Below are 21,802 nucleotides of genomic sequence, written 5' to 3'. Positions count from 1 at the left end.
TAACGGAGCAAGAAGGAGATGCGGGGAACGAAATGCGTTGCAGTCCCACCCCAGCGACATCAGGAAAATGTCTAGATCTGTAACAGGTAGACCGGGTTTTAGCAGCCAGATGTTACAGATCGAGATCTTTCGGCACCGCGTCCAACCTTTGTCTCGATCTGTAACAGTTAGAGCGGTTTTTGGCCGTTAGATGTTACAGATTAAGATATTCTCCAGCCCTGTCGTCAAACATCTAAATCTGTAACAAGTAGACAGGTTTTCGGCCTCTAGATGTTACAGATTGAGATCTTTTAGCGGCAGCCAACCTTCTGTCTCGATCTGTAACAGCTACGAGGCCAAACGGCCCCTTGTTGTTACAGATCGAGACAAACTCGGCAGAAACAACCACATTCGCGTCAGTTGCACCCCTTAGCACCCATACCACTGACGCTTCCATCCCTCAGCCAAATCGGCCCGCTGCGAAATACCCGCCAGCCTCATCTTTTCAGCCAGCTTCCCTGGGTTCTTGAGCTCATCAAACGTAAACCTCAGCACCTTATGCCCGAGCATTGTCAGATGAGATTCCCGCTGACGCTCTGCCACGAATGGGTCAGCCGACTCCCGACCCTCGCCGCTCTGCAAGGTGTACTTCCCCTTTCCGTCGAGCTCGCCGATGACACACGTCCCGTCCTCGAGCCGCCAAAAATAGTCGACGCGAAACACCTGGCTCGGATCGAGCGGGTCGCGAAACTCCACCTGCAGCTCCGGAACCGGAAAGCCGTACGCAATAAAGAATGCTCGGAACCGAGACTCGCCGCCGTTTTCAGACAGCCCGTCCGCATACGACGCAATCACCTGTGCCCTGCGATACCCTCGCCTGCCCTCGCAATCGGCGCGGAGGCGCTCGCACAAATCCCCACGTGATACGCCTTTCGCCCGCAGTGCAGAATCGGCAATCGCCAACCCGTAGGAGAACGGTGCACGCAGTAGGCAATCCTCCACCGTGCGCCAAAACGACGTCACCTGCACGCCGTCGACTTGTTCAAGTGCGCCCGCCGCCTGCGGACGCAACAGCCGACATCCTGCACTCAGCGGCACCGAGCAACCTGTCTTAACAAGATATCGTGGCCCAAGCAGATCATTCGGCACCTCCAGACCCCACAAAAGTGCCGCGTCATAGCCCCAAAACGCCCAATCGGGATGAAACTCCGCAAGCCCTTTGATGGCCCGCAGCGCTCGCTCCGTCGGCGTCAGCGCATCCCAATCATGTTGAAAGCAGAACAAATACGGCTCGGGTTCCGCGATATCGTCGGTTCCAACATGACGCCGCAGCCACATGAGCTCGGCATTGTCATGCGTTGCGAGCAGCGCACCTTGCTCGGTCGCCTCCGTGAGTCGCGCGAGCATCCTATTCCGCGCCAACGTGTTGCGAGTCGTATGCTTGTGCTTGAAAACGGTATTAGACACTTCCATCACCACCACATCGGACAAATGGACCATCGTCACCGTTGCCTCCACCGACAAACGTCTTGATCTGTAACAAGAAGAACGATTTTTGGACTGTAGATGTTACAGATTGAGACATTCCCCCCAGCCAGGTGCCAAACGTCTCGATCTGTAACAGTTAGACGTTCTCCAGGCCCCTAAACGTTACAGATTTAGACAAACCAGCGGCGCCCAAGCATTCGTCTCGATCTGTAACAGGTAGACCGGTGTTTTGCCCCCAAACGTTACAGATCGAGACAAAAAGCCAAAAGGCAAGGCAGGCGACAACTACCCATCCCCTACTCCCACTCCTGCTCGTAGATGTTGAGCGACTTTACGTACCGCCCCTGGGCGCCCATGATGTCGCGGACCAGACGCAAGAAGAAGCTGATGCACGAGGTGTCAAAGCCGTCCTGCAGGTCCTCCGGATGCACCGCACCCGGCCCATCGACCGCCGTATCGCTCAGCCGCGCGATGTCATACAGGTAGAGCTGTCCCGCCGTAAGCCAGACATCGTCGACGCAGGCGAGGCGCACCGCAATCGCGCCGTCACTCCAGTGCTCCTTCTGCACGATATGCGGATCGTAGACATCAAAGCGATGATCGGTGCGTGTGTCCTTCAGCACGACCATGCCGGACGCAGGATTCTTGTCCAAAATGCCAAAGCGCGAGAAATAATGCGTGTCGCGTACCTGCTCGAGCCGCTTGAGCGAGGCAGGCGAAAGCGATGCCGGCGGCTCGTCAACATATAGCTCGAGCAGCGTTTTGCCATGGCGATAGGGGCGCTCGAAGAGCAGCCAATCGGTAAACGCCATGTTGTAGGCCATGATTTCGTTTTGAGAAGGCTCCTCGCAATAGCTGAGCCACGGGTCGACAATGATCTCGAACTGTTCGCGCGCCGGCTCCAGGAATTGAAACTTCCGCAGCATCCAAAAGTGAGCCATGTCGGCAATATCGTTGCCGACGGCTTCAGCCAGCTCTGCTCGGTCAAAAGCGTGGTCAGTCATGGCATCCTCCTCAAACTGATGGACCTCAATTTGAGCTTACGAGGAGGGCGAGCAACCGAGGCAAGCGCGGGCAAAATAGGCCTTCGGCTGCAAACCAGATGCTAACCAAACACTTGACGGGGCACTTGACCGAATGAGCGTACCGCAAAGAAACCGCAGGTAGACATAGACAGCCAACCCGCCCTTTTGAGCCAGATGCCCGCAGCCACCACAGAAACAACAGGTGACCACAGCCCAAGAAGTCGCCAAATGAACACCCGTACGTCGACAAACGAGTAAATCGCTCGCAAAGAGTGCCCCCAACGACTAGACAAAAAATGACTAGTCATTGGGGACGTTCTTAAATGACTACTTTATAGCTCCAGTGCCTCGGCGACTTCGGCTGCGCAGGCCAGGGCATCGGCTATGGCACTCACCACGAGCGAGCTGCCGTTGCGGGCATCACCCGCCACATACACCGGCGCGGCATCCGCGGCGACGCCCTCCGTGCGAGCCGCGAGATGCGAGCCCTCGGCAGCCATCACCGGCAGCGGACGACCAGCGGTGGCAACAGGCACGCTCACCGCATCGAACACACCGTGTTCCGGACCCGTAAAGCCGCAGGCGATGAGCACCAGCTGCGCCGGCACCTCGTGCTCGGAGCCCGCGATGCGCTCGGGCTTTCCCGCCGAGCAGTCCAGATCGACCACGCGCAGACCCGCAGCCGCACCCTTCTTGTCCAACAGCACCTCGAGCGTATCCACGCCCCAGGCACGCATCTCACCACCCATCGCAGCGATAGCCTCCTGCTGGCCGTAGTCGGTCTTCTTAACGTTGGGCCACTGCGGCCAGGGGTTGCTCGCCGCGCGCTTATCGGGCGCAGCCGGCAAGAACTCAAACTGGCGCACGCTGCGCGCGCCCTGACGCACCGCGGTACCCACGCAGTCGTTTCCAGTATCGCCACCGCCAATGACCACAACGTCCAGGCCACGCGCATCGACCGCGAGCTCGCCGCCGTCGAGAACCGACACGGTCGAAGCCGTCAGATAGTCCACGGCGTACACCACGCCCGGGGCGTCCACGTTCGTAGCCGAAAGACCGCGCGGGGCACGGGCGCCAGCAGCCACCACCACAGCGTCAAAGCCGTTGAGCTTGGCCGCCACCGCAGGGTCCGTCACATCGGCACCCAGCTCAAAGACGATACCCAGCTCGTGCATAAGTGCCACGCGACGCTCGACCACGGACTTCTCGAGCTTCATGTTGGGAATGCCGTACATGAGCAGGCCGCCGGGGCGGTCGTCACGCTCAAACACCGTCACGCGGGCACCGCGACGTGCAAGCTCCCATGCAGCCACCAGACCAGCAGGACCGGAGCCCACCACGACAACCGTGGGTGCGCCCTCCCCCGCCGGCTCAAAGCGGCGCGGGCCGCCGTTTGCCCACTCATGGTCGCTGATCGCACGCTCGTTGTCATGGATCGTCGTGGGCTGGCCGTCGACCGAACCCAGGTTGCACGCGGCCTCGCACAGCGCCGGGCACACGCGGCTCGTAAACTCAGGCATGGGCGAGGTGAGCGACAGGCGCTCGGCAGTCTCATCCCAGCGGCCGCGGTACACTAGCTCGTTCCACTCGGGAATCAAGTTGTGCAGCGGGCAGCCGCTCGGGCGAGCCTTGCCAAAGCTCGCGCCCATCTGGCAAAACGCCACGCCGCACATCATGCAGCGGCTCGCCTGGGCGCGACGTGCGTCGTCGTCGAGCTCCACGTACAGCGGATCGAAATCACGGCTGCGCTCCTCCACGGGGCGAAGCTCGTGGGTCACGCGATCGATATCAAGAAAAGCACCGGGCTTACCCATGGCACTTACGCCTCCTTCTTGGTCGAAGCAACAGGGCTGGCAGCCACGGACGCAGCGCCCGCAGCACCGCCCGCAGCATCGAAGCGAGCGAGATCCGCAGCGCTCGCGCGACCGGTCACGATGTCAAACGCCAGCTCCTCTGCCTGCGCATGCGTCTTGCCGACGGCCTCGGCGGCGGCGACAATCGCCAGCACACGCTCGTACTCGGTCGGAATGACCTTCACGAAGTGCTTGCTCATCGTCTCAAAGCTGTAGAGCAGCTTGATGCCGCGCGGGCTCTGCGTCGCGTCCACGTGCTCTTGGATGAGCTCGCGAATCTGTGCCAGCTCGCCGGCCGTCGGGGCCTTGAGCTCCACGCTCTCGTGGTTCACGCGGGCACTGAGCGTGCCGTACTGGTCAAAGACATAGGCCACGCCACCCGTCATACCGGCGGCGAAGTTCTGCCCGACCTCGCCCAAGATGAGCGCCAGACCGCCCGTCATGTACTCGCAGCCATGGTTGCCGCAGCCCTCGACCACCACGGTGGCACCGGAGTTGCGCACGCCAAAGCGCTGGCCTGCCAGACCGTTAATGAAGCCGCGGCCGCTCGTGGCGCCAAAGAACGCAACGTTGCCCACGATGATGTTCTCGTCGAACTTGTAGGTCGCATGCGGGTTGGGGCGCACCGACACCTCGCCGCCCGAAAGGCCCTTTCCAAAGTAGTCGTTGGCGTCGCCGCACACGTTGAGCGTAATGCCGCGCGGCAGGAACGCGCCAAAGCTCTGACCGGCCGAACCATCGCAATCGACGGTGATGGAGCCGGCGGGCAAGCCCTCGGGATGTGCCTTGGTCACCGCGTTGCCCAGGATGGTGCCCACGCAACGGTTGACGTTGGCGATATCGGCGCGGAAGCGAATCGGACGCAGGTGCGCACGGGCATCGGCCGTATAGGGCACGAACAACGTGGAGTCGAGCGTCTTGTCGAGCTCGCTGTCGGCAGCCATCTGCGGCAGGAAGTGACGACCGTCGGCACCCGGGATATGGGCACCAAACTCGCAGGTCGCGCTCGCCAGCACGGGCGACAGATCGAGCAGGTTGGCCTTGCGGTTGCCCGGGACCTCGATCTGGCGCAAGCACTCGGGGTGGCCGACCATCTCGTCGACGGTGCGGAAACCCAGGCTCGCCATGACCTCGCGCAGTTGCTCGGCAACAAAGAGCATAAAGTGCTCGACGTGCTCGGGCTTGCCGCGGAAGCCGCGACGCAGGCGGCAGTTTTGCGTGGCGATGCCGGCAGGGCAGGTATCCTGCTGGCAGTCGCGCTGCATGAGGCAGCCCATCGAGATGAGCGGCATGGTCGCAAAGCCAAACTCCTCGGCGCCCAGCAGGCAGGCGACGGCAACATCGGTGCCGTCCATGAGCTTGCCGTCGGCCTCGAGCACCACGCGCGAGCGCAGGCCGTTTTGCAGCAGCGTCTGCTGGGCCTCGGCAAGGCCGAGCTCCAGCGGCAGGCCGGCATGCCAAATGGAATCGCGCGCCGCGGCACCCGAGCCGCCATTGTGGCCGCTGATCAAGATCTTGTCGGCAGCGCCCTTGGCCACACCGGTTGCGATGGTGCCGACGCCGGCCTCGCTGACCAGCTTGACCGACACGCGCGCGCCGGGGTTGGCATTCTTAAGGTCAAAGATCAGCTCTGCCAGGTCCTCGATGGAGTAGATGTCGTGGTGCGGCGGAGGCGAGATCAGGCCGATGCCGGGCGTGGACTGACGGACCTCGGCGATCCAGGGGTAGACCTTCTTGCCGGGGAGGTGTCCGCCCTCGCCGGGCTTGGCGCCCTGGGCCATCTTGATCTGAATCTCGAAGGCGCTGCACAGGTAGCGGCTCGTCACGCCAAAGCGCGCACTTGCCACCTGCTTGATCGCGGAGTTCTTGGAATCACCGTTAGCCAGCGGGGTCTCGCGACGCGGATCCTCACCGCCCTCGCCGGAGTTGGAACGGCCGTGCAGGCGGTTCATGGCGATGGCCATGCACTCGTGTGCTTCCTTGCTGATGGAGCCGTACGACATGGCGCCGGTGTTAAAGCGGCGGACGATGTTGAGCGCGGGCTCGACCTCGTCGAGCGAAACCGGCGTGCGGCCGCTGGCATCAAAGTCGAGCAAGTCGCGCAGACGCACGGCACGGCCGGTGCGGTGCAGGCGGGCGCTGTACTCCTTAAAGGTGTCGTAGCTGTCCTCACGGCAGGCGGTCTGCAGCAGGTAGACAGTCTGAGGGTCGATCAGGTGATCCTCGCCACCGAGCGGGCGCCACTTGGTCAGACCCAGCGTGGGCAGCTGATCGGGAGCCGGGCTCTTAAGGATAGCGAGCGCGGCGTCGTAGCGCTCGTTTTGCTCGCGCTCAACGTCCTCGACACCCATACCGCCCACACGGCTCACCGTGCCGACGAAGTACGCGTTGACGAACTCCGGCGTAAAGCCCACAGCCTCGAAGATCTGCGCCGAATGGTAGCTCTGCACCGTGGAGATGCCCATCTTGGACATGATGGAGACGATGCCGGCGGTCGCAGCCTTGTTGTAGTTGGCGATGCCCTGCTCGGCCGTCACGTCCAGGTCGCCGTGTGCCGCCAGATCGCGGATGCAGACATGTGCGTTGTACGGATAGATGCCGCTCGCGGAGTAGCCCACCAGTGCCGCAAAGTCGTGCGGAGACACGGCGTCACCGCACTCCACCACGATATCGGCAAAGGTGCGCACGCCAGCACGGATCAGGTGGTTGTGCACGCAGCCCACGGCGAGCAGCGACGGCACGGGCACCTCGCCCGCAGCGGCACGGTCGCTCAGCACCACGATGTTCACGCCATCGCGAACCGCAGCCTCAACGTCCTCTGCAAGCTGCTTGAGCGCAGCCTGCAGCGCGCCCTCGCCGGCATTGCGGCGGTACACGGCACGGAAACGGCGGGTCTTAAAGCCCACGCGGTCGATGGCGCAAATGCGGTCAAACTCCTCCTTGCTCAACAGCGGTCGCTCCAAGCGAACCAGCTGGCAGGCCGTACGGGAGTCCTCGAGCAGGTTACCGTGGTTGCCCAGGTAGAGCGTGGTCGAAGTCACCATGTGCTCGCGCAGGGCGTCGATCGGCGGGTTTGTGACCTGAGCGAACAGCTGATAGAAATAGTCGTAGAACGACCGCGTCTTTTTGGACAGGCAGGCCAGCGGCGCATCGATGCCCATCGAGGCGAGCGGGGCCTTGCCCTGCTGGGCCATAGGGCGCACGACCTCGTCGACATCATCCCAGTGGTAACCGAGCTTGGCCATGCGCACGGCGGCGGGCACGGAAGCAATGGGCTCATCGAGCGCGTCGATAGTCAGCGTCTCCTCGGCAATCCAGTCGCGGTAGGGCTTTTCCTTGGCATAGCGGGCGCGCAGCTCGTCGTTGTAGATTACGCGGCCGCGAGCAAAATCGACCTCGAGCATCTGGCCCGGTCCCAAGCAGCCGCTCGTCAGGATGTTCTCGGGGCTCACCTCGATGGTGCCCACCTCGCTTGCCAGCATAAAACGACCGTCGCGCGTCACATAATAGCGGGCGGGACGCAGGCCGTTACGGTCGAGGGCGGCGCCCAGGGTACGGCCATCGGTAAAGGCGATAGCGGCAGGACCGTCCCACGGCTCCATGAGCATGGACTGGTAAGCGTCGTAGGCGCGGCGTTCCTCACCCAGGTTGTCGTTGTGGTCCCATGGCTCGGGCAGCAACATGGACGCGGCACGCGTGAGCGGACGGCCGTTCATGACCAAGAATTCGAGCACGTTGTCCAGAATCGCGGAGTCGGAACCCTCGCGGTTGATGATGGGCATCACGCGCTCAAGATCATGCTGCAGCACGGGGCTGTACAGGTTGGGCTCGCGGGCACGAATCCAGTTGACGTTACCCTTGAGGGTGTTGATCTCGCCGTTGTGGATGATAAAGCGGTTGGGGTGCGCACGCTCCCAGCTGGGCGTGGTGTTGGTGGAGTAGCGCGAGTGGACGAGCGCCACGGCCGTTTTGACGGCGGCATCGTTGAGATCGATGAAGAAGCGGCGCATCTGCGTGGCGACGAGCATGCCCTTGTACACGATAGTGCGCGAGCTCATGGAGCACACGTAGAAGATCTTGTCTCGCAGGGCAAACTCGGCGTCGGCCTTCTTCTCGATGGTGCGGCGGCACACGTACAGGCGGCGCTCGAAGGCGTCACCTGCCGGCGTGTCGTCGGGGCGGCCCAGGAAGGCCTGCAGGATAGTAGGCATGCAGGCGCGGGCCGTCTCGCCCAGGTCGTGCGGGTCGACCGGCACCTCGCGCCAAAAGAGCAGCGGCACGCCGGCCTCGGCGCAGCCCTCCTCAAACACGCGGCGGGCATCCTCTACGCCCTTGTCGTCCTGCGGGAAGAACAGCATGGCCACGCCATAGTCGCCCTCTGCCGGCAGAATCTGGCCGCACTTTTGAGCCTCTTTACGAAAAAAGTGATGCGGAACCTGGAACAGGATACCGGCGCCATCGCCGGTGTTCTTCTCGAGGCCCGTGCCGCCGCGGTGCTCCAAGTTGACCAGAATGGACAGCGCGTCGTCCAGAATCTGGTGATGGCGCTCACCATTGATATCGGCAAGCGCGCCGATGCCGCATGCATCGTGGTCGAATTCGGGGCGATAAAGGCCCTGCTGCTGAGCGGAATCTGCCTGCATCGCGATCCTCCCCTAGATATTTAGACAGTCAGTTGAATAGGCATAGTAGGAGCATCGCCGGCCCGTTGTGTTTCCCACCCGTTTCGAAACAATCGCGTAACGCACGCCCTGCGAGTGGGTGCCGCAGGTTGAGCATGCACCCGAGGTGTCGATTGAGCTCATCGACAACGCCACCTTCCGCGTGCCGGGCGGTCTGTAAGCTCACTGCATCTAACATCTCAATCTGTAACAGGAAGACCCAATTTTGGCGCCTAGATGTTACAGATTGAGATTTTCTGCAGGACGGTTTTGGTTTGTCTCGATCTGTAACACGAAGGGCCGGTTTTGGCGGTCAGCTGTTACAGATCGAGATTTTCCAAAGGACCATTTCTTCCTGTCTTGATCTGTAACACCTAGGCCCAATTTCCATCCCTAGTTGTTACAGATCGAGACATTTCGGCAGCCCCCCTTTCACCATCCTATTCAAATACAACAATTTTGTTAGTCTAGGTTAACTTTTTGGCCTAAAACGGGTATCCTTTGCGGCGTCAAGCAAACGGCACGCACACCGTGCCAGATCAAGGAGGCCCCTATGGCGCACCAAGCAGACCAGCAGACGATGCAACTCGTCCTTATCCGTCACGGAGAGTCCGAGTGGAACAAGCTCAACCTGTTCACCGGCTGGACCGATGTCGAGCTCACCGACACGGGCCGCGAAGAGGCGGCGGCAGGCGGCCGCGCCCTCAAAGAAGCCGGTTTCGACTTTGACGTCTGCTACACTTCGCGCCTCAAGCGCGCGATCCACACCCTCAACATCGTGCTCGGCCAAATGGATCGCGAATGGCTGCCCGTCATCAAATCCTGGAAGCTCAACGAGCGCCACTACGGAGCGTTGCAGGGTCTCAACAAGGCCGATGCCGCGGCGGAGCACGGCGACGAGCAGGTGCTCATCTGGCGCCGTTCCTTCGATGTCTGCCCGCCGGCGCTCGAGCCGGGCGACAGTCGCGACCCCCACACCCAGGAGCAATACCGCGACGTCGCGCCCGATCAGCTGCCCTATACCGAATGCCTCAAGGACACGATAGCCCGCGCCTGGCCTTATTTCGAAGACGAGATTCGCCCCCAGATGCTCGCCGGCAAGCGCGTACTCATCGCCGCACACGGCAACTCCCTGCGCTCACTCGTCATGAAGCTCGAGCACCTCACGCCCGAGGAGATCCTCAAGGTCAACATCCCCACCGGCGTGCCGCTCGTCTACACCTTCGACACCGATTTCAACGTCCTCGACAAGCGCTACATCGGCGACCCGGCGACCATCGCCGCCAAGATCGACGCCGTGGCCAATCAGGGCAAAGCACACAAGTAGCCCCAACCCAAAACCGACGCGTGGCGCCGCACGGCCCAGATGCGACGTCACGCCGCCCATACACAGGAGCGTACCATGCTCAACCATCTCAAACAACACTTTGGTTCCCGGCGCACCGGCGGTCACGGAGGCCTAGACATTGCGCGGCATATCGGCCCCGGGCTGCTCGTGACCGTCGGCTTTATCGACCCGGGCAACTGGGCCTCCAATATGGCCGCGGGCTCGCAGTTTGGCTACGCGCTGCTGTGGATCGTCACGCTGTCCACGATTATGCTCATTGTGCTGCAGCACAACGCGGCGCACCTGGGTATCGCCACGGGCGCCTGCCTTGCCGAGGCCACGACACGTTACCTCCCCCGCTTCGTTGGACGCACGGTACTCGCCAGTGCCTATCTCGCGACTGTCGCCACCGCCATGGCCGAAGTCCTGGGTGGCGCGATTGCCCTTCAAATGCTCTTTGGGCTGCCCGTGCGCGCGGGCTGCGTCATCGTGGCGGCAGTATCGATGGCGATGCTCATGACGAACTCCTACAAGCATGCCGAACGCTGGATCATCGCCTTCGTAGGCGTGGTAGGACTCTCATTTTTGGCCGAGCTTGCACTAGTCAAGGTCGACTGGCCGCAAGCCGCCGCAAGCTGGATCACGCCTAGTATGCCCACTGGCTCTGCCGCGATTATCGTGAGCGTCCTGGGTGCGGTCGTTATGCCACACAACCTTTTTCTGCACTCCGAGGTCATCCAATCCATGCACTTTGAAGGCCAAGGCGAGCAGGTTATCGAAGAACGTCTGCGCTACGAGCTCTTCGACACGCTCTTTTCGATGGGCGTGGGCTGGGCAATCAACTCGGCCATGGTCATCCTGGCCGCAACGACCTTCTTTGCGCACGGCATGGTCGTAGACGACCTCGCCGTCGCAGCGGCCACGCTCTCCCCCATCTTGGGCCCGGCGAGCTCGACCATCTTTGCGGTAGCGCTGCTGTTCGCGGGATTATCGAGCAGCGTGACAGCGGGCATGGCGGCGGGAACCATCACTGCGGGCATGTTCGACGAGGAATACGACATCCACGACCGACATTCCTCGGTCGGGGTGGCGGCCTGTTTCGCCGGAGCAGTGGCGGCGTGCCTGGTCGTTCCAAATCCTTTTGAAGGTCTCATCTGGAGCCAGGCACTGCTGTCGCTTCAGCTGCCGATTACGGTCTTTGTGCTCATACGACTCACCAGTTCACGCCGCGTCATGGGCAAATACGCCAATTCGCGCCCGCTCAACGCGCTGCTCGTAGGGATTGGTGCCATCGTGACGGTTCTCGATGTCGTGTTGTTGACAGGGATGTAATGGGGCACCTACCTAGGCAAACGTCTCGATCTGTAACAGGAAGACCCGTTTTGAGCCGTTAGACGTTACAGATTAAGACAAAAGGTCGGCCGGACTCACAACAGACAGGATCGGCCAACAGCAACCGTGATCCCTTGGGGGCGGAGGAAAAGGGCCCCGGCCGAGAATTCGACCGAGGCCCTTGGACAGAGCTATGTTCGGCTTTCGCCGTGTGTCTGCGAGCTACTCCTCGACGAGCTCAAACTGATCGGGACCGACGCCGCACACCGGGCACACATAATCCTCGGGCAGCTCGGGCGTATCGACCTCAACCTCGTAACCGCAAACGACGCACACGAACTTATACGTCTTCTTCTCCTCAGCCATGATGTTCTCCTCTCAAACGCGACTGGTGATGTACTTCATTTATCAGTATAGATTCTCAATAATATAATGCAAGTATTTTTAAAACATTTCTAGCCTTGATACGAGGACGCCTTCGGAGGCGTCTTGCCCTTCAGGACCTTATGGTAGTAATCGTAGGTGAGCGGCGTCTCGTCACTCAAGCGCTCGGCATCCTCGACCTCGCCGATAAACAGTAGATGCGTGCCAACATCCACAGTGTCGATCAAATGGCAGCTAAACAGGGCCGCCGCGTGCTCGGGCACATAGGGCATGCCCAGAGCCGTCTCGCGGGTCTCGTATTTGGCAAACTTGTCATAATCGCTGCTAGTGCGGAACCCAAAGTTACCGATGTAGAGCATATCGGCGGTCTGATCGATCACGGTCAGCGCGAACGCTTTGGCCGAAGCGATGACGCCCGAGGTGACGTTGTCCTTGTTCACGGCAACCGAAATGCGCGGCGGCATGGACGTCACCTGCACCGCTGTGTTGATGACGCAGCCGGCGCGCAGCCCGTCTGCCGCGGCGCTCACCACGTACAGGCCGCTCGGCATGGTAAAGAACGCAGTTTTGTCCATAACGATCACTCCCCTAGCTCGGGTTGGAACCTCATGGATGTATGTACCCACAAAAAAGGCAGCGCCCATAGCGGACGCTGCCTTTGAAACATATGTGTCAGAACAGTAAGAAAGATGAGACGCCCGCAGTTGCGGTGAAATAAGGACTGAATAGCCCCTCAAACAGGCAAAACAGTCCGTATTCCACCGCAACTTATACAGAACGCCTAGCGATTGCGCTCCTTGAGGGCGCGGTCGATCTCGCGCTGGACATCGCGCTTGGCCATATCCTCGCGCTTGTCGTAAAGCTTCTTGCCGCGGCCTAGGCCCAGCAGCAGCTTTACGCGGCCGTCGGTATTAAAGTAGAGCTCCAGCGGCACCAGCGCATAGCCGCGGTTGCGAAGTTTGCCGTCAAGAAAGTCGATCTCCTTGCGGTGCAGCAGCAGACGGCGCCGACGGTCGGGATCGCGATTCCACACGCCACCATGGCTATAAGGGTGGATATGCAGGCCGACGAGCCAGCACTCCCCACCACGAATCAGTGCGAAGGTATCGGTAATCTGGCACGCGCGCTCGCGAATCGACTTGACCTCGGTACCGCTCAGCTCAATACCGCACTCAAACGTCTCATCGATAAAGTACTCGTGATGTGCCGAGCGATTCTTGGAAATGAGCTTGCGCTCGCGCTTACTGAGCATCGCCGGCCTCCTTGGCGCCATCGGCGTTTGAACCCGCAGCCTCGCGCTTTGCCCTGCGCTCGGCATTAAGCTCGGCATCGCTCTCGCGCACCAGCTTGATAATCGCCGCGCATGCCTCCTCGCCCACCAGGTCGCGGGCACGGACCGTCAGACGCGTAGCCTCCTGCTTGTCGCCGTCGCTTGCAGCATCGGTCGCGCACATGATCAGGCAGATGGCGATCTCGGCCGAAGGCGAGGTCGGCACGCCCTGCAGGGCGAGCTCACCCATCACATGGTCGTCACTCTCGTCCGCGGCATCCGGATAGGTGGTATGGATCTTGTTGAGCAGGCGCGTCGTATGCGCATCATTGGGCGCCAGGCGCAGCGCCAGACGCGCGCAGCCCACGGCTGCCGAAATGTTCTCGGTCTCGGGCTCCAAGAAGTACTGACCCAAGTTGGTGTAGGCACGTGCGGCGCACTTACCGTCGCTCGCGCGCTCCAGCACCGAGAACGAGAGCGATGCCCACTCCTGCTTGTCCTCGAGCGCGCGGAACAGCTCGGCCAAGTCCAAGCGATAGTTGCAGTTCATGGGATCCCAACGCACGGCCTGCATCAGGGCATTCCGAGCACTCACATAATCCTGCTGGCGAATGTAGGCAAACGCCATGTCGGAGTACAGGCGGTCAAAGGGAACCTCGACCTGCACCAGCTCGCGCGGATCCTTCTCCACGCGGCGATAGGCCAGGCGCTCAAACTTGCTGTCGAAGCTAAAGTACTGGCGCTTCTCCTCCGTCTTGCATTCAGCGTCGATATACTCCTCGGCAAGCTCCACCAGACGCTCCAGCAGCGGCGTCGCCGTAGCCAGGTCGCCCTGCGCCAGATAGTTCTCGGCATACGTGATGTCTTCCAAGCTGATAGGCAGGTCCATGACAACTCCTCGGTCCGGGCGGCAGACTCAACGCGCGCCTTAAATATCGGTCAATACACAAAACCCGGGTCTCTTACGAGGCCCGGGCGTTCAATTTTGGTAGCCCGTACCAGATTCGAACTGGTGATCTCCGCCTTGAGAGGGCGGCGTCCTAAACCGCTAGACGAACGGGCCATATGTAGCAAATGCAATGGCTGGGATGGAGGGAGTCGAACCCCCATTGACGGAACCAGAATCCGCTGTCCTGCCATTAGACGACATCCCAATGACTGCATCGCTGCGCTCGGCTGTGCCTTTGCGCAAGAAAGAAATATACGGGAAGTCCGGCCGTGACGCAAGCCCCAATTTTGACTTTTTTGAAATTCAGTCAAATACGGCCAACACGTGAAGGACCTGTGAAGTCGACCGCTGCACACGAAGGGCAAAACGCCGCGAGCGGTAGCCGTCAACCGTTGGCAGATTCTACCGCGAAAACGATAGCACCAGGCAACACAATCGAAGTATCAATGATCACGTAGATATCGAGGCGCCATGGACGAAGAGCTTGATTACCTATGGGAGACCCTGGGCCTCGAGATCACTGCTGACCTTTGGCCCGAACGGGACAAAATCCATCCCACTCTGCGCCCCGCCATCACGGTGATGCAGGCAAAATACCGCCGTGCATCCTTTTTGATCATGCGGATGTCATGGCACGCGGGACTCCCCGACCTTAAGCGAATCCAGGCAAGCCTCGTCGAGCTGTCCGGTATGCCGACCGTCATATCCGAGGCGCACCTGGAGCAGCGCCAGCGCGAGCGACTGCAACAGCAGCGGATCCCCTTTATCTGCCCCGGCGTTCAGGCATATCTGCCCTTTATGGACGAGGAGTACTGGAGCGGCAAGCCCAACAAGCACGTAAAGGTCTACGATCCGCACGAATGGGCGCAGTTGGAGGACTGACTGGGGCAAGCCTGCCGGCGGAAAGTGCGTCCCAGATTTCAAGCTCAAACCGGTCCCCACTTTCCCATCGAGCCCTCAACCGGAAACCGTATCCCGTAATCGAAGCTCAAAACGGGTCGCACTTTCCGCAGCCGCTACAGCAACGCCTCGACCCAAGCCGATTCCCTAAAGCCGGGAATCGCAAAGTCGTCGCCCACCAACAGCGGACGCTTGACCAGCATGCCGTCGGTCGCCAGCAGCTCGTAGCACTCCCGATCCGTCATGCCCGCATCTAGACGCGCCTTCAGGCCCAGCTCTCGATATTTCATGCCCGACGAATTAAAGAAGCGCCGCACCGGCAGTCCCGAACGAGCAATCCAGGTCGCAAGCTCATCAGCCGTGGGATTGTCCAAAACGATATCGCGGTCGATATACTCTACCCCGTGTTCGTCCAGCCATGCCTTGGCCTTCTTACAGGTCGAGCACTTGGGATATTCAACAAACAGTACGGTCATGGAAATCCTCCGAATATAGATCGGTCAACGCAGACACACGCCACACGAGGCGCCTTCGCATGATGGGCCAATTGTAGCCCACGGGTCACACGCTAAACGAACCGTACCCCGAATCCGCGTTTGATGAACGGCAGCAGCTCCATTGCCTCGGGCGTGATATGACCCGCAACGTTCATGCGCTCGTCACCGGGAAGATCGACCCGCGCAATCTCAAGCTCGCCTTCGTAGCGCCCATAGCCGCTATTGCTCACAGCGATCGACCCCGTCTTTCGTGACAGGCCGGCACCGGCATCCATCGGCACGGAATCCGGCTTAAGCGTCGTACGCGACTCCTGAGACCTAAAGATGAGGGTGCTCGAATCGGGTCGGTCGTGATGAATCTGCCCACGTACATAGGCATAACCGGGCTCAAGCTCGCATTGCAGGTCCACGTATCCGGTGGAAACATGAGCAAACTGCGTCCAGCCCGCATCGGAAAGATCGGGGTCGCCGACCAACACAATGTCGCAATCGGCGCCATGTGCAAGCTCAAGCATATTGAGAGCAACCTTTGACGCGCGACCGCGCTGCGCCTCGACCGTCGGCAGTCCCTCGAATACCGGCCCGCGAACGTTAGCATCACCCGGCACAAAAGCCATGATTTCGAATCCAAGCGCCGCAAGACGAAGATTCACCCGAGCAATGTCCTCCAGAGCTAAACCGGTATAAGGCTTGGGGTAAAAATTGTGGCAGGCGGCAAAACGAGTCACATCGGCACCGGCCTCACGCCACGATGTGATTTCATCAGAACTCACCGTCGATGCATTGACCACAATGCGAAATACACCGGACAGCTCCGCGACCCGCCGGGCGCTAAAGCCATAGTCCAAACGAAGGTATTCCAACCCCAGATCGCGCAGGTCCTCGATGCGCTCAAGCCCGAGCAAATCGCACGTGCGCGGCCCCACATCGGCAATGAGCGCAATGCCGCGGGCGGAAAGCAGCGACAGCACATGACGGACCTTATCGGCATACGCCGCTCCCCCATCCTCGGGAATATGCAGCGAGGTGAACGCATAGCGCGCACCCGCCGCGGCACCGTGTTCAATCGTCCGCTCAATATCCTGCAGAGGGCTGGAAAGATAAATCGAAATACCCGTTTTCACGCTTCAACACTCCTTTAAAAAAGGCCGGCGGAGCAGTTAGCCCCGCCGGCACAACCATAGCATCAAGAAATCTGCCGCGCGCCGCGAGCCCTAAGCAACACGGCTCGCGATATCAAACTACTCGCCAAAGAACTCGTTGATCTTCTGCTCGTCGACGCCAAAGAACCACGTCAGGACAAAGCCGGCGGCATAGGCAAGCAGCATAGCGGCAACGTAACCGAGCTGCTGGCCAGGAACGACGATCAGCAGGCCAAACAGACCGGAAACGCCCTGAGAAACCGTGCCGATGTGAAGCAGCGCCGCGAGCGCGCCGCCAAATCCGGCACCCAGGCAGGCCGTCACAAACGGACGAACGAGCGGCAGCGTAACAGCATACATCAGAGGCTCGCCCACACCCAGGATTCCAACGGGAATGGACTCTGCGACGTACTTCTTGAGCTTGGCGTTCTTGGTCTTAAAGTACAGCGCCAGACCGGCACCGACCTGGCCGCCGCCAGCCATCATAAGGATGGGGAGCAGGTAATTGATGCCCTTGGTAGCGCCGTCGGGATCGTTGAGCATAGCGTGGATCGGCGTGAGCGCCTGATGCAGGCCGACGGAAACCAGCGGCAAGAAGCCTGCCGACAGGATATAGCCGCCCAGGACGCCCAGCTTCTCGAAAATAAAGGTCAAAACGCTAAAGATGGCAGTCGTCAGCCATGCGCCAACCGGCTGGATGACGAGCATCAGAGCAAAGGCGCCGATGATGAGCACCAGCAGCGGGGACAAAAACGTGTCGAGTGCGTTGGGCATAACCTTGCGAATCTGACGCTCCATCCAGGCAAAAAATGCGCCAGCGATAAGAGCCGCGATCATGCCGCCCGCTGCGGGGTTGTACTGCGCATTGGTGAGCGGCAGCAGAATGGCAGTGGCAGGATCAGCCGCGCCAGGCGCAAGCAGGGGCATGGCACTGTTGGCGATACACATCATGCCGGCGATGCCGCCCAGCGCAGCGGAGCCGCCAAACTCACGTGCCGCGTTATAGCCCACCAAGATGGGCAGATAGGCAAACAGGGCCCAGCCCATGGAACGAATGCCCTGGTACCACCACTCGCCTGCAAGCGCGCCTGCCGTCGAGACGTTAATGACGTTGCAGATACCGTTGATGAGGCCAGCCGCAATGATGCCGGGAAGCAGGGCGACGAAGACATTGGAAATCTTCTTGAGGAAGGCCTGAACCGGCTTGGACTCGTACTTTGCCTTCTGCGCGGCCTTGTTTGTGGCCGCAGCGTCAACCACGCTCTCGTCGGCAACGCCTTTCGCAAGGCCGGTGAGCTTGGAGAACTCCTCGAGCACCTTATTCACCTTGCCCGGCCCCAGCACGATCTGCATCGTGTCGTCCTCGACCAAGCCCATCACGCCGTCGAGTGCCTTAATACCCTCCGTGTCGACGCTGCCCGTGTCTTTGACGGTCACGCGCAGGCGCGTCATGCACGCCGCGTTTGCCAACACGTTGTCTTTACCGCCCAAAAGGTCCAGCAGCTTTTGAGCCAGCTCTTTGTTCGTCATAACTCCTCCTTGTATTGGGTATCTCGTCTGGATGTCATATCAGCTCACGCCGCGCACCTATTGGGCATCGGCATTGCTCTTCTCATGGCCACTCACCGCAGCACGGACATGGCCTCTCGCTCGCTCAAGAGCTACCGCAGCCTGCTCGGCATCGCAGCCCAGCAGTACCGAGACAATAGCGGTTTTTACGTGGCCGCCGGCATCTGCAAGCGCCTGAATAGCGCGCTCGCGCGTGCAGCCGGTCGCCTCCATCACGATGTTCTGGCCGCGCACCACCAACTTCTCGTTCGTCTGCTGCACATCGACCATCAGGTTTTGGTATACCTTGCCGATCTTGACCATGGCACCGGTCGAAATCATGTTGAGAATGAGCTTTTGAACCGTTCCCGCCTTGAGCCTCGTTGAGCCGGTCAGCACCTCGGGACCGGGCACGGGTTCAATGGCAAGATCTGCGCTCTCCCCGATCTTCGACCCTTGGTTGCAGGCAATTGCAATGGTCTTGCACCCAGTTGCCTTGGCGTACACAAGGCCGCCCACCACATAGGGAGTACGACCGCTTGCCGCCAGGCCAACGACAAGATCCTTGTCCGAGAGTCCACGCTCCCGCAGGTCGCTCGCGCCAAGCTCCTCGCTGTCTTCGGCACCTTCGACAGCCTTGATAAACGCCGTCTCGCCTCCGGCAATGAGCCCGACAATCAGATCGGGTGACACGCCAAACGTGGGCGGACACTCCGAAGCGTCGAGTACGCCCAGACGACCGCTGGTGCCTGCGCCCATGTAAAAGACGCGCCCGCCGCGCTCGAGTGCCTCAGCAGCCCAGTCGATTGCTGTGGCAACCTGGGGCAGCACTTTTGTGACCGACTGGACGGCACGAAGATCCTCATCGTTCATCGTCGTAACGATTTGCAGCGATGTCATCGTATCGAGGTCCATAGACCTTTGATTACGCTTTTCGGTCGTGAATTTTGTTAAATCGAGCATTTCATTCACCTCATCTTTCCTGTTTCTCGATGTAGTTTTGCTTAATGACATGCGTCGCCCGTTCGTAGTCGCTGGCAACGTAAGCAGCGTACAGGGCATCGACAACCATAAGCTGGGCCATACGCGAAGCCATGGCACCGCTGCGGACCAAGGGCTCACTCGCAGCGACGCCGAGCACGGCATCGGCCATGGTGGCAAGCTTGGATGATCCATCTACTTTGGTCACGGCCACAACGGGACAGTTGTGACGTTGGGCCTCGGCGGTGCAGTCCAGCACCTCTTGCGTCAAGCCCGAGTAGCTAAAGGCGATTGCCATATCGCCCTCATGCATGTTCTTGGCACACAAGAGCTGATCATGCCAGTCGTCGTACAGATGGCACTCTTTGTCGACACGCATGAGCTTTTGCGCCAGATCGTGCGCGACCAAACGAGAGGCACCGATACCGAACAGATTGACTGCGCGTGCCCGCTTAAGATAGGCCGCGCATCGCTCCAAGACGGTGTAATCGAGCGTTCGCGCCGTCGCTTCGATCGTGCGCACGTTGCTTTTCATCACCTTCCCCACGATACGTTCGACGCTGTCATCCATGGAGATGTCCTCGAGGGCTACGTCTTTCTTGTCGCCTAAGAGCGCCAGCTCGGCAATCAGTTCGCGCTGGAACTCCTTGTAGCCCGCAAAACCCAAACGCTTGCAAAAGCGCAAAATGCTCGAGGGCGAGGAGAACGTGGCATCGGCAAGACCGCGGACGGACAGCCCGACCACCTCGTGCGGATGATCGCTCACATATGCGATGACATTGCGTTCCGCCGGGCTCGCGCTGAGCTCACGCTCGCGAAGCCGCAAAAGCAATCCGTTTGCCATCTCAAACACCTCCGTTGAGAAGAATTAAAGACCAACGAATGATTCGTACCGGATACAAACAGCTTTTACGGTACATTGTGCCGCATCGTGGCGCACAAAGGGCGAGCGTTCTACCGCTCGCCCCTCAAATCCGACCGCTCGGAAATACGCGCGACACAAAATAATTCAACAAGGTCGCATGATCAGAAACGGGTTTGTTACCGGCTAGCGCCTCGCATGGGCGCCGATCGGCCGAGTCGCATAGCGCACCAACGCCGCTGCCAGCAATACCAACAGCATCGCGGTAACATAGCCCGCAGCATCGAATCCTAAATCGATAACGTCGAAATGCCTGCCGGGAACAAAGATCTTATGTACCTGATCGCCAACGGAGCAGACGGCGCAAAAGAGCAACACGGGCACGCAACGGGAGCATACGCTCCACGGACGCCTGGAAAAGCAAACCACGACCACCGAGGCGAACAATCCGACGAAGAAAAACTCTACGGTATGGGCAACGCGACGGACGTTCGCGCCCACCCACATGCGAATGGAAGCAAGTCGGCCAGACCGGACATTCGAAGCAGCCGAATCGGTGCCCCCGGTCATCCCGTTCTCGGTCTGAGCTTCACCCGTGGCATCGGCAGCCTGTACGCCCGTAGCCTGACCCTCCACCACACGCGCGGTGGACTCGCTCAGCAACGACGTCTGCACCGCGTTTTGCTCCGTCAGCACCCAGATGCCCGCCAGCGTTGCGACGAACAGAGCGATCGCGGTCCATCCGATTATTTGTTTTACGCGTGCCAAAGGCCACCCTCCGTTTTTTGAATATCAGCGAGTGTAGTCCAAAATGGCATCGTCACCGTATCAAAATTTGAATCGCAACAGGAAGCAACAAAGCGACGCAAACTCCTACCCCGCCTCGCGCATCCAGCGATCGAACGTCCCCACGCACACGCCCAGGCACTTTGCTGCCTGGCTGCGGGTAATATCGCCTGCCTCATAGCTATCGCGCACCAGCTCAAACTGAGGAGGGCACGGCTTGCGAGGTCGACCGAAACGAACCCCTCGCGCCCGCGCCGCTGCAATTCCCTCCGCCTGGCGCCGATGGATATTCTCGCGCTCCACCTGCGCCACGTAGCTCAGCAGTTGCAGCACAATATCGGCAATCAGGATGTTGGTCACATCCGGCGTGCCGCTGGCCCTGGCGCGCGTGTCAAGCAATGGCATGTCCAACACCACAATGGCAACCCCGAGCTCCTTGGTAATGCGTCGCCATTCCTCAAGAATCTCGGAGTAATTACGACCAAGTCGGTCGATAGAAAGCACCACTAGCACGTCCCCGTCTCCCAGGACGTGCAGCAGCTCGCGATAACGCGGTCGATCGAAGTCCTTGCCGCTCGCATGGTCGGCATAAATATTCGCCGAGCCCACGCCATAGGCGCCCAGCGCATCCAGCTGCCGATTAAGATTCTGATCGCGCGAACTCACCCGCGCATAACCATACACCGTCGCCATCTCATCCCCGCTTTCTTGTAAACCTGCCAAAAAGGGACAGGTTTATTTTGGTAGGTTTTACCTCTCCAATAGCAGGCAAGCAGGCGGCCGAGCAGACGGCAAGATAGCCACGATTCAAATGCGAA

General features: G+C 60.2%; 18 protein-coding genes and 2 tRNA genes. 3 read left to right on the top strand and 17 right to left on the bottom strand.

Annotated features, from left to right (window positions below; translation table 11 throughout):
- Window positions 1-408 precede the first annotated feature (408 nt).
- From DXD77_RS02730 to gltB, 4 genes are all read right to left on the bottom strand, one after another.
- Window positions 409-1,485, bottom strand: coding sequence for a hypothetical protein (locus tag DXD77_RS02730; protein ID WP_117647662.1), 1,077 nt, complete (start codon window positions 1,483-1,485; stop codon window positions 409-411).
- Window positions 1,486-1,763: 278 nt separating this feature from the next.
- Complete coding sequence (locus DXD77_RS02725; RefSeq protein ID WP_117647660.1) at window positions 1,764-2,471, bottom strand: hypothetical protein; 708 nt, start codon at window positions 2,469-2,471, stop codon at window positions 1,764-1,766.
- Window positions 2,472-2,824: 353 nt separating this feature from the next.
- Window positions 2,825-4,306 (bottom strand): glutamate synthase subunit beta, encoded by a 1,482-nt coding sequence (locus DXD77_RS02720; RefSeq protein WP_117647659.1) that lies wholly within the window; start codon window positions 4,304-4,306, stop codon window positions 2,825-2,827.
- Between the two features lie 5 nt (window positions 4,307-4,311).
- Window positions 4,312-8,988, bottom strand: a complete 4,677-nt coding sequence (gene gltB / locus DXD77_RS02715; RefSeq protein ID WP_117647657.1) for a glutamate synthase large subunit — start codon at window positions 8,986-8,988, stop codon at window positions 4,312-4,314.
- Between the two features lie 571 nt (window positions 8,989-9,559).
- Here gltB and gpmA point away from each other — a divergent pair.
- Both gpmA and DXD77_RS02705 read left to right on the top strand, forming a co-directional pair.
- Window positions 9,560-10,333 carry a 2,3-diphosphoglycerate-dependent phosphoglycerate mutase gene (gpmA, locus tag DXD77_RS02710; RefSeq protein ID WP_117647655.1) on the top strand — a complete coding sequence of 258 codons (774 nt, stop codon included), beginning with the start codon at window positions 9,560-9,562 and terminating at the stop codon, window positions 10,331-10,333.
- 75 nt (window positions 10,334-10,408) lie between these two features.
- Window positions 10,409-11,665, top strand: coding sequence for an Nramp family divalent metal transporter (locus DXD77_RS02705; protein WP_117647653.1), 1,257 nt, complete (start codon window positions 10,409-10,411; stop codon window positions 11,663-11,665).
- Between the two features lie 222 nt (window positions 11,666-11,887).
- Here the strand turns inward: DXD77_RS02705 and DXD77_RS02700 are convergent, their stop codons facing one another.
- The 6 genes from DXD77_RS02700 to DXD77_RS02675 all read right to left on the bottom strand — a co-directional run bounded on the left by DXD77_RS02700 (window position 11,888) and on the right by DXD77_RS02675 (window position 14,473).
- Window positions 11,888-12,031, bottom strand: coding sequence for a rubredoxin-like domain-containing protein (locus tag DXD77_RS02700; protein ID WP_055251878.1), 144 nt, complete (start codon window positions 12,029-12,031; stop codon window positions 11,888-11,890).
- A gap of 89 nt (window positions 12,032-12,120) precedes the next feature.
- Window positions 12,121-12,624 (bottom strand): flavin reductase family protein, encoded by a 504-nt coding sequence (locus tag DXD77_RS02695; RefSeq protein WP_055251877.1) that lies wholly within the window; start codon window positions 12,622-12,624, stop codon window positions 12,121-12,123.
- 206 nt (window positions 12,625-12,830) lie between these two features.
- A complete protein-coding gene (gene smpB / locus DXD77_RS02690; protein ID WP_117564213.1) occupies window positions 12,831-13,301 on the bottom strand; it encodes an SsrA-binding protein SmpB in 471 nt (156 codons plus the stop codon).
- On the bottom strand, window positions 13,291-14,208 hold the full coding sequence (locus DXD77_RS02685) for a hypothetical protein (protein WP_117564212.1): 918 nt from the start codon (window positions 14,206-14,208) through the stop codon (window positions 13,291-13,293). Before DXD77_RS02685 ends, smpB begins: the two co-directional genes overlap by 11 nt.
- A 97-nt stretch (window positions 14,209-14,305) precedes the next feature.
- A tRNA-Glu gene (locus tag DXD77_RS02680) sits at window positions 14,306-14,382 on the bottom strand.
- 17 nt (window positions 14,383-14,399) lie between these two features.
- Window positions 14,400-14,473, bottom strand: a tRNA-Gln gene (locus DXD77_RS02675).
- A gap of 266 nt (window positions 14,474-14,739) precedes the next feature.
- On the opposite strand from DXD77_RS02675, the gene DXD77_RS02670 reads away from it, so the two are divergent.
- Window positions 14,740-15,150 (top strand): hypothetical protein, encoded by a 411-nt coding sequence (locus DXD77_RS02670; RefSeq protein ID WP_117564211.1) that lies wholly within the window; start codon window positions 14,740-14,742, stop codon window positions 15,148-15,150.
- Between the two features lie 134 nt (window positions 15,151-15,284).
- Here DXD77_RS02670 and DXD77_RS02665 read toward each other — a convergent pair whose 3' ends face one another.
- The 7 genes from DXD77_RS02665 to DXD77_RS02635 all read right to left on the bottom strand — a co-directional run bounded on the left by DXD77_RS02665 (window position 15,285) and on the right by DXD77_RS02635 (window position 21,677).
- A complete protein-coding gene (locus DXD77_RS02665; RefSeq protein ID WP_117564210.1) occupies window positions 15,285-15,644 on the bottom strand; it encodes an arsenate reductase family protein in 360 nt (119 codons plus the stop codon).
- A gap of 92 nt (window positions 15,645-15,736) precedes the next feature.
- On the bottom strand, window positions 15,737-16,789 hold the full coding sequence (locus tag DXD77_RS02660; RefSeq protein ID WP_117564209.1) for a MupG family TIM beta-alpha barrel fold protein: 1,053 nt from the start codon (window positions 16,787-16,789) through the stop codon (window positions 15,737-15,739).
- Window positions 16,790-16,906: 117 nt separating this feature from the next.
- Window positions 16,907-18,337 carry a PTS transporter subunit EIIC gene (locus DXD77_RS02655; RefSeq protein ID WP_117634809.1) on the bottom strand — a complete coding sequence of 477 codons (1,431 nt, stop codon included), beginning with the start codon at window positions 18,335-18,337 and terminating at the stop codon, window positions 16,907-16,909.
- 57 nt (window positions 18,338-18,394) lie between these two features.
- Window positions 18,395-19,318 carry an N-acetylmuramic acid 6-phosphate etherase gene (gene murQ / locus DXD77_RS02650; RefSeq protein WP_117564207.1) on the bottom strand — a complete coding sequence of 308 codons (924 nt, stop codon included), beginning with the start codon at window positions 19,316-19,318 and terminating at the stop codon, window positions 18,395-18,397.
- A gap of 10 nt (window positions 19,319-19,328) precedes the next feature.
- Window positions 19,329-20,180 (bottom strand): MurR/RpiR family transcriptional regulator, encoded by an 852-nt coding sequence (locus tag DXD77_RS02645; RefSeq protein WP_117564206.1) that lies wholly within the window; start codon window positions 20,178-20,180, stop codon window positions 19,329-19,331.
- Between the two features lie 204 nt (window positions 20,181-20,384).
- Window positions 20,385-20,966 carry a VanZ family protein gene (locus DXD77_RS02640; RefSeq protein WP_117564205.1) on the bottom strand — a complete coding sequence of 194 codons (582 nt, stop codon included), beginning with the start codon at window positions 20,964-20,966 and terminating at the stop codon, window positions 20,385-20,387.
- Between the two features lie 105 nt (window positions 20,967-21,071).
- The gene (locus DXD77_RS02635) at window positions 21,072-21,677 is read right to left on the bottom strand and encodes a recombinase family protein (protein WP_117564204.1); all 606 of its coding nucleotides are present in this window, start codon (window positions 21,675-21,677) and stop codon (window positions 21,072-21,074) included.
- Window positions 21,678-21,802 lie beyond the last annotated feature (125 nt).

Source organism: Collinsella sp. TM09-10AT, assembly GCF_003436275.1.
Classification (GTDB): domain Bacteria; phylum Actinomycetota; class Coriobacteriia; order Coriobacteriales; family Coriobacteriaceae; genus Collinsella.
Note: the sequence above shows the minus strand (reverse complement) of the source record. Positions and strands in the feature narration are given on the sequence as shown.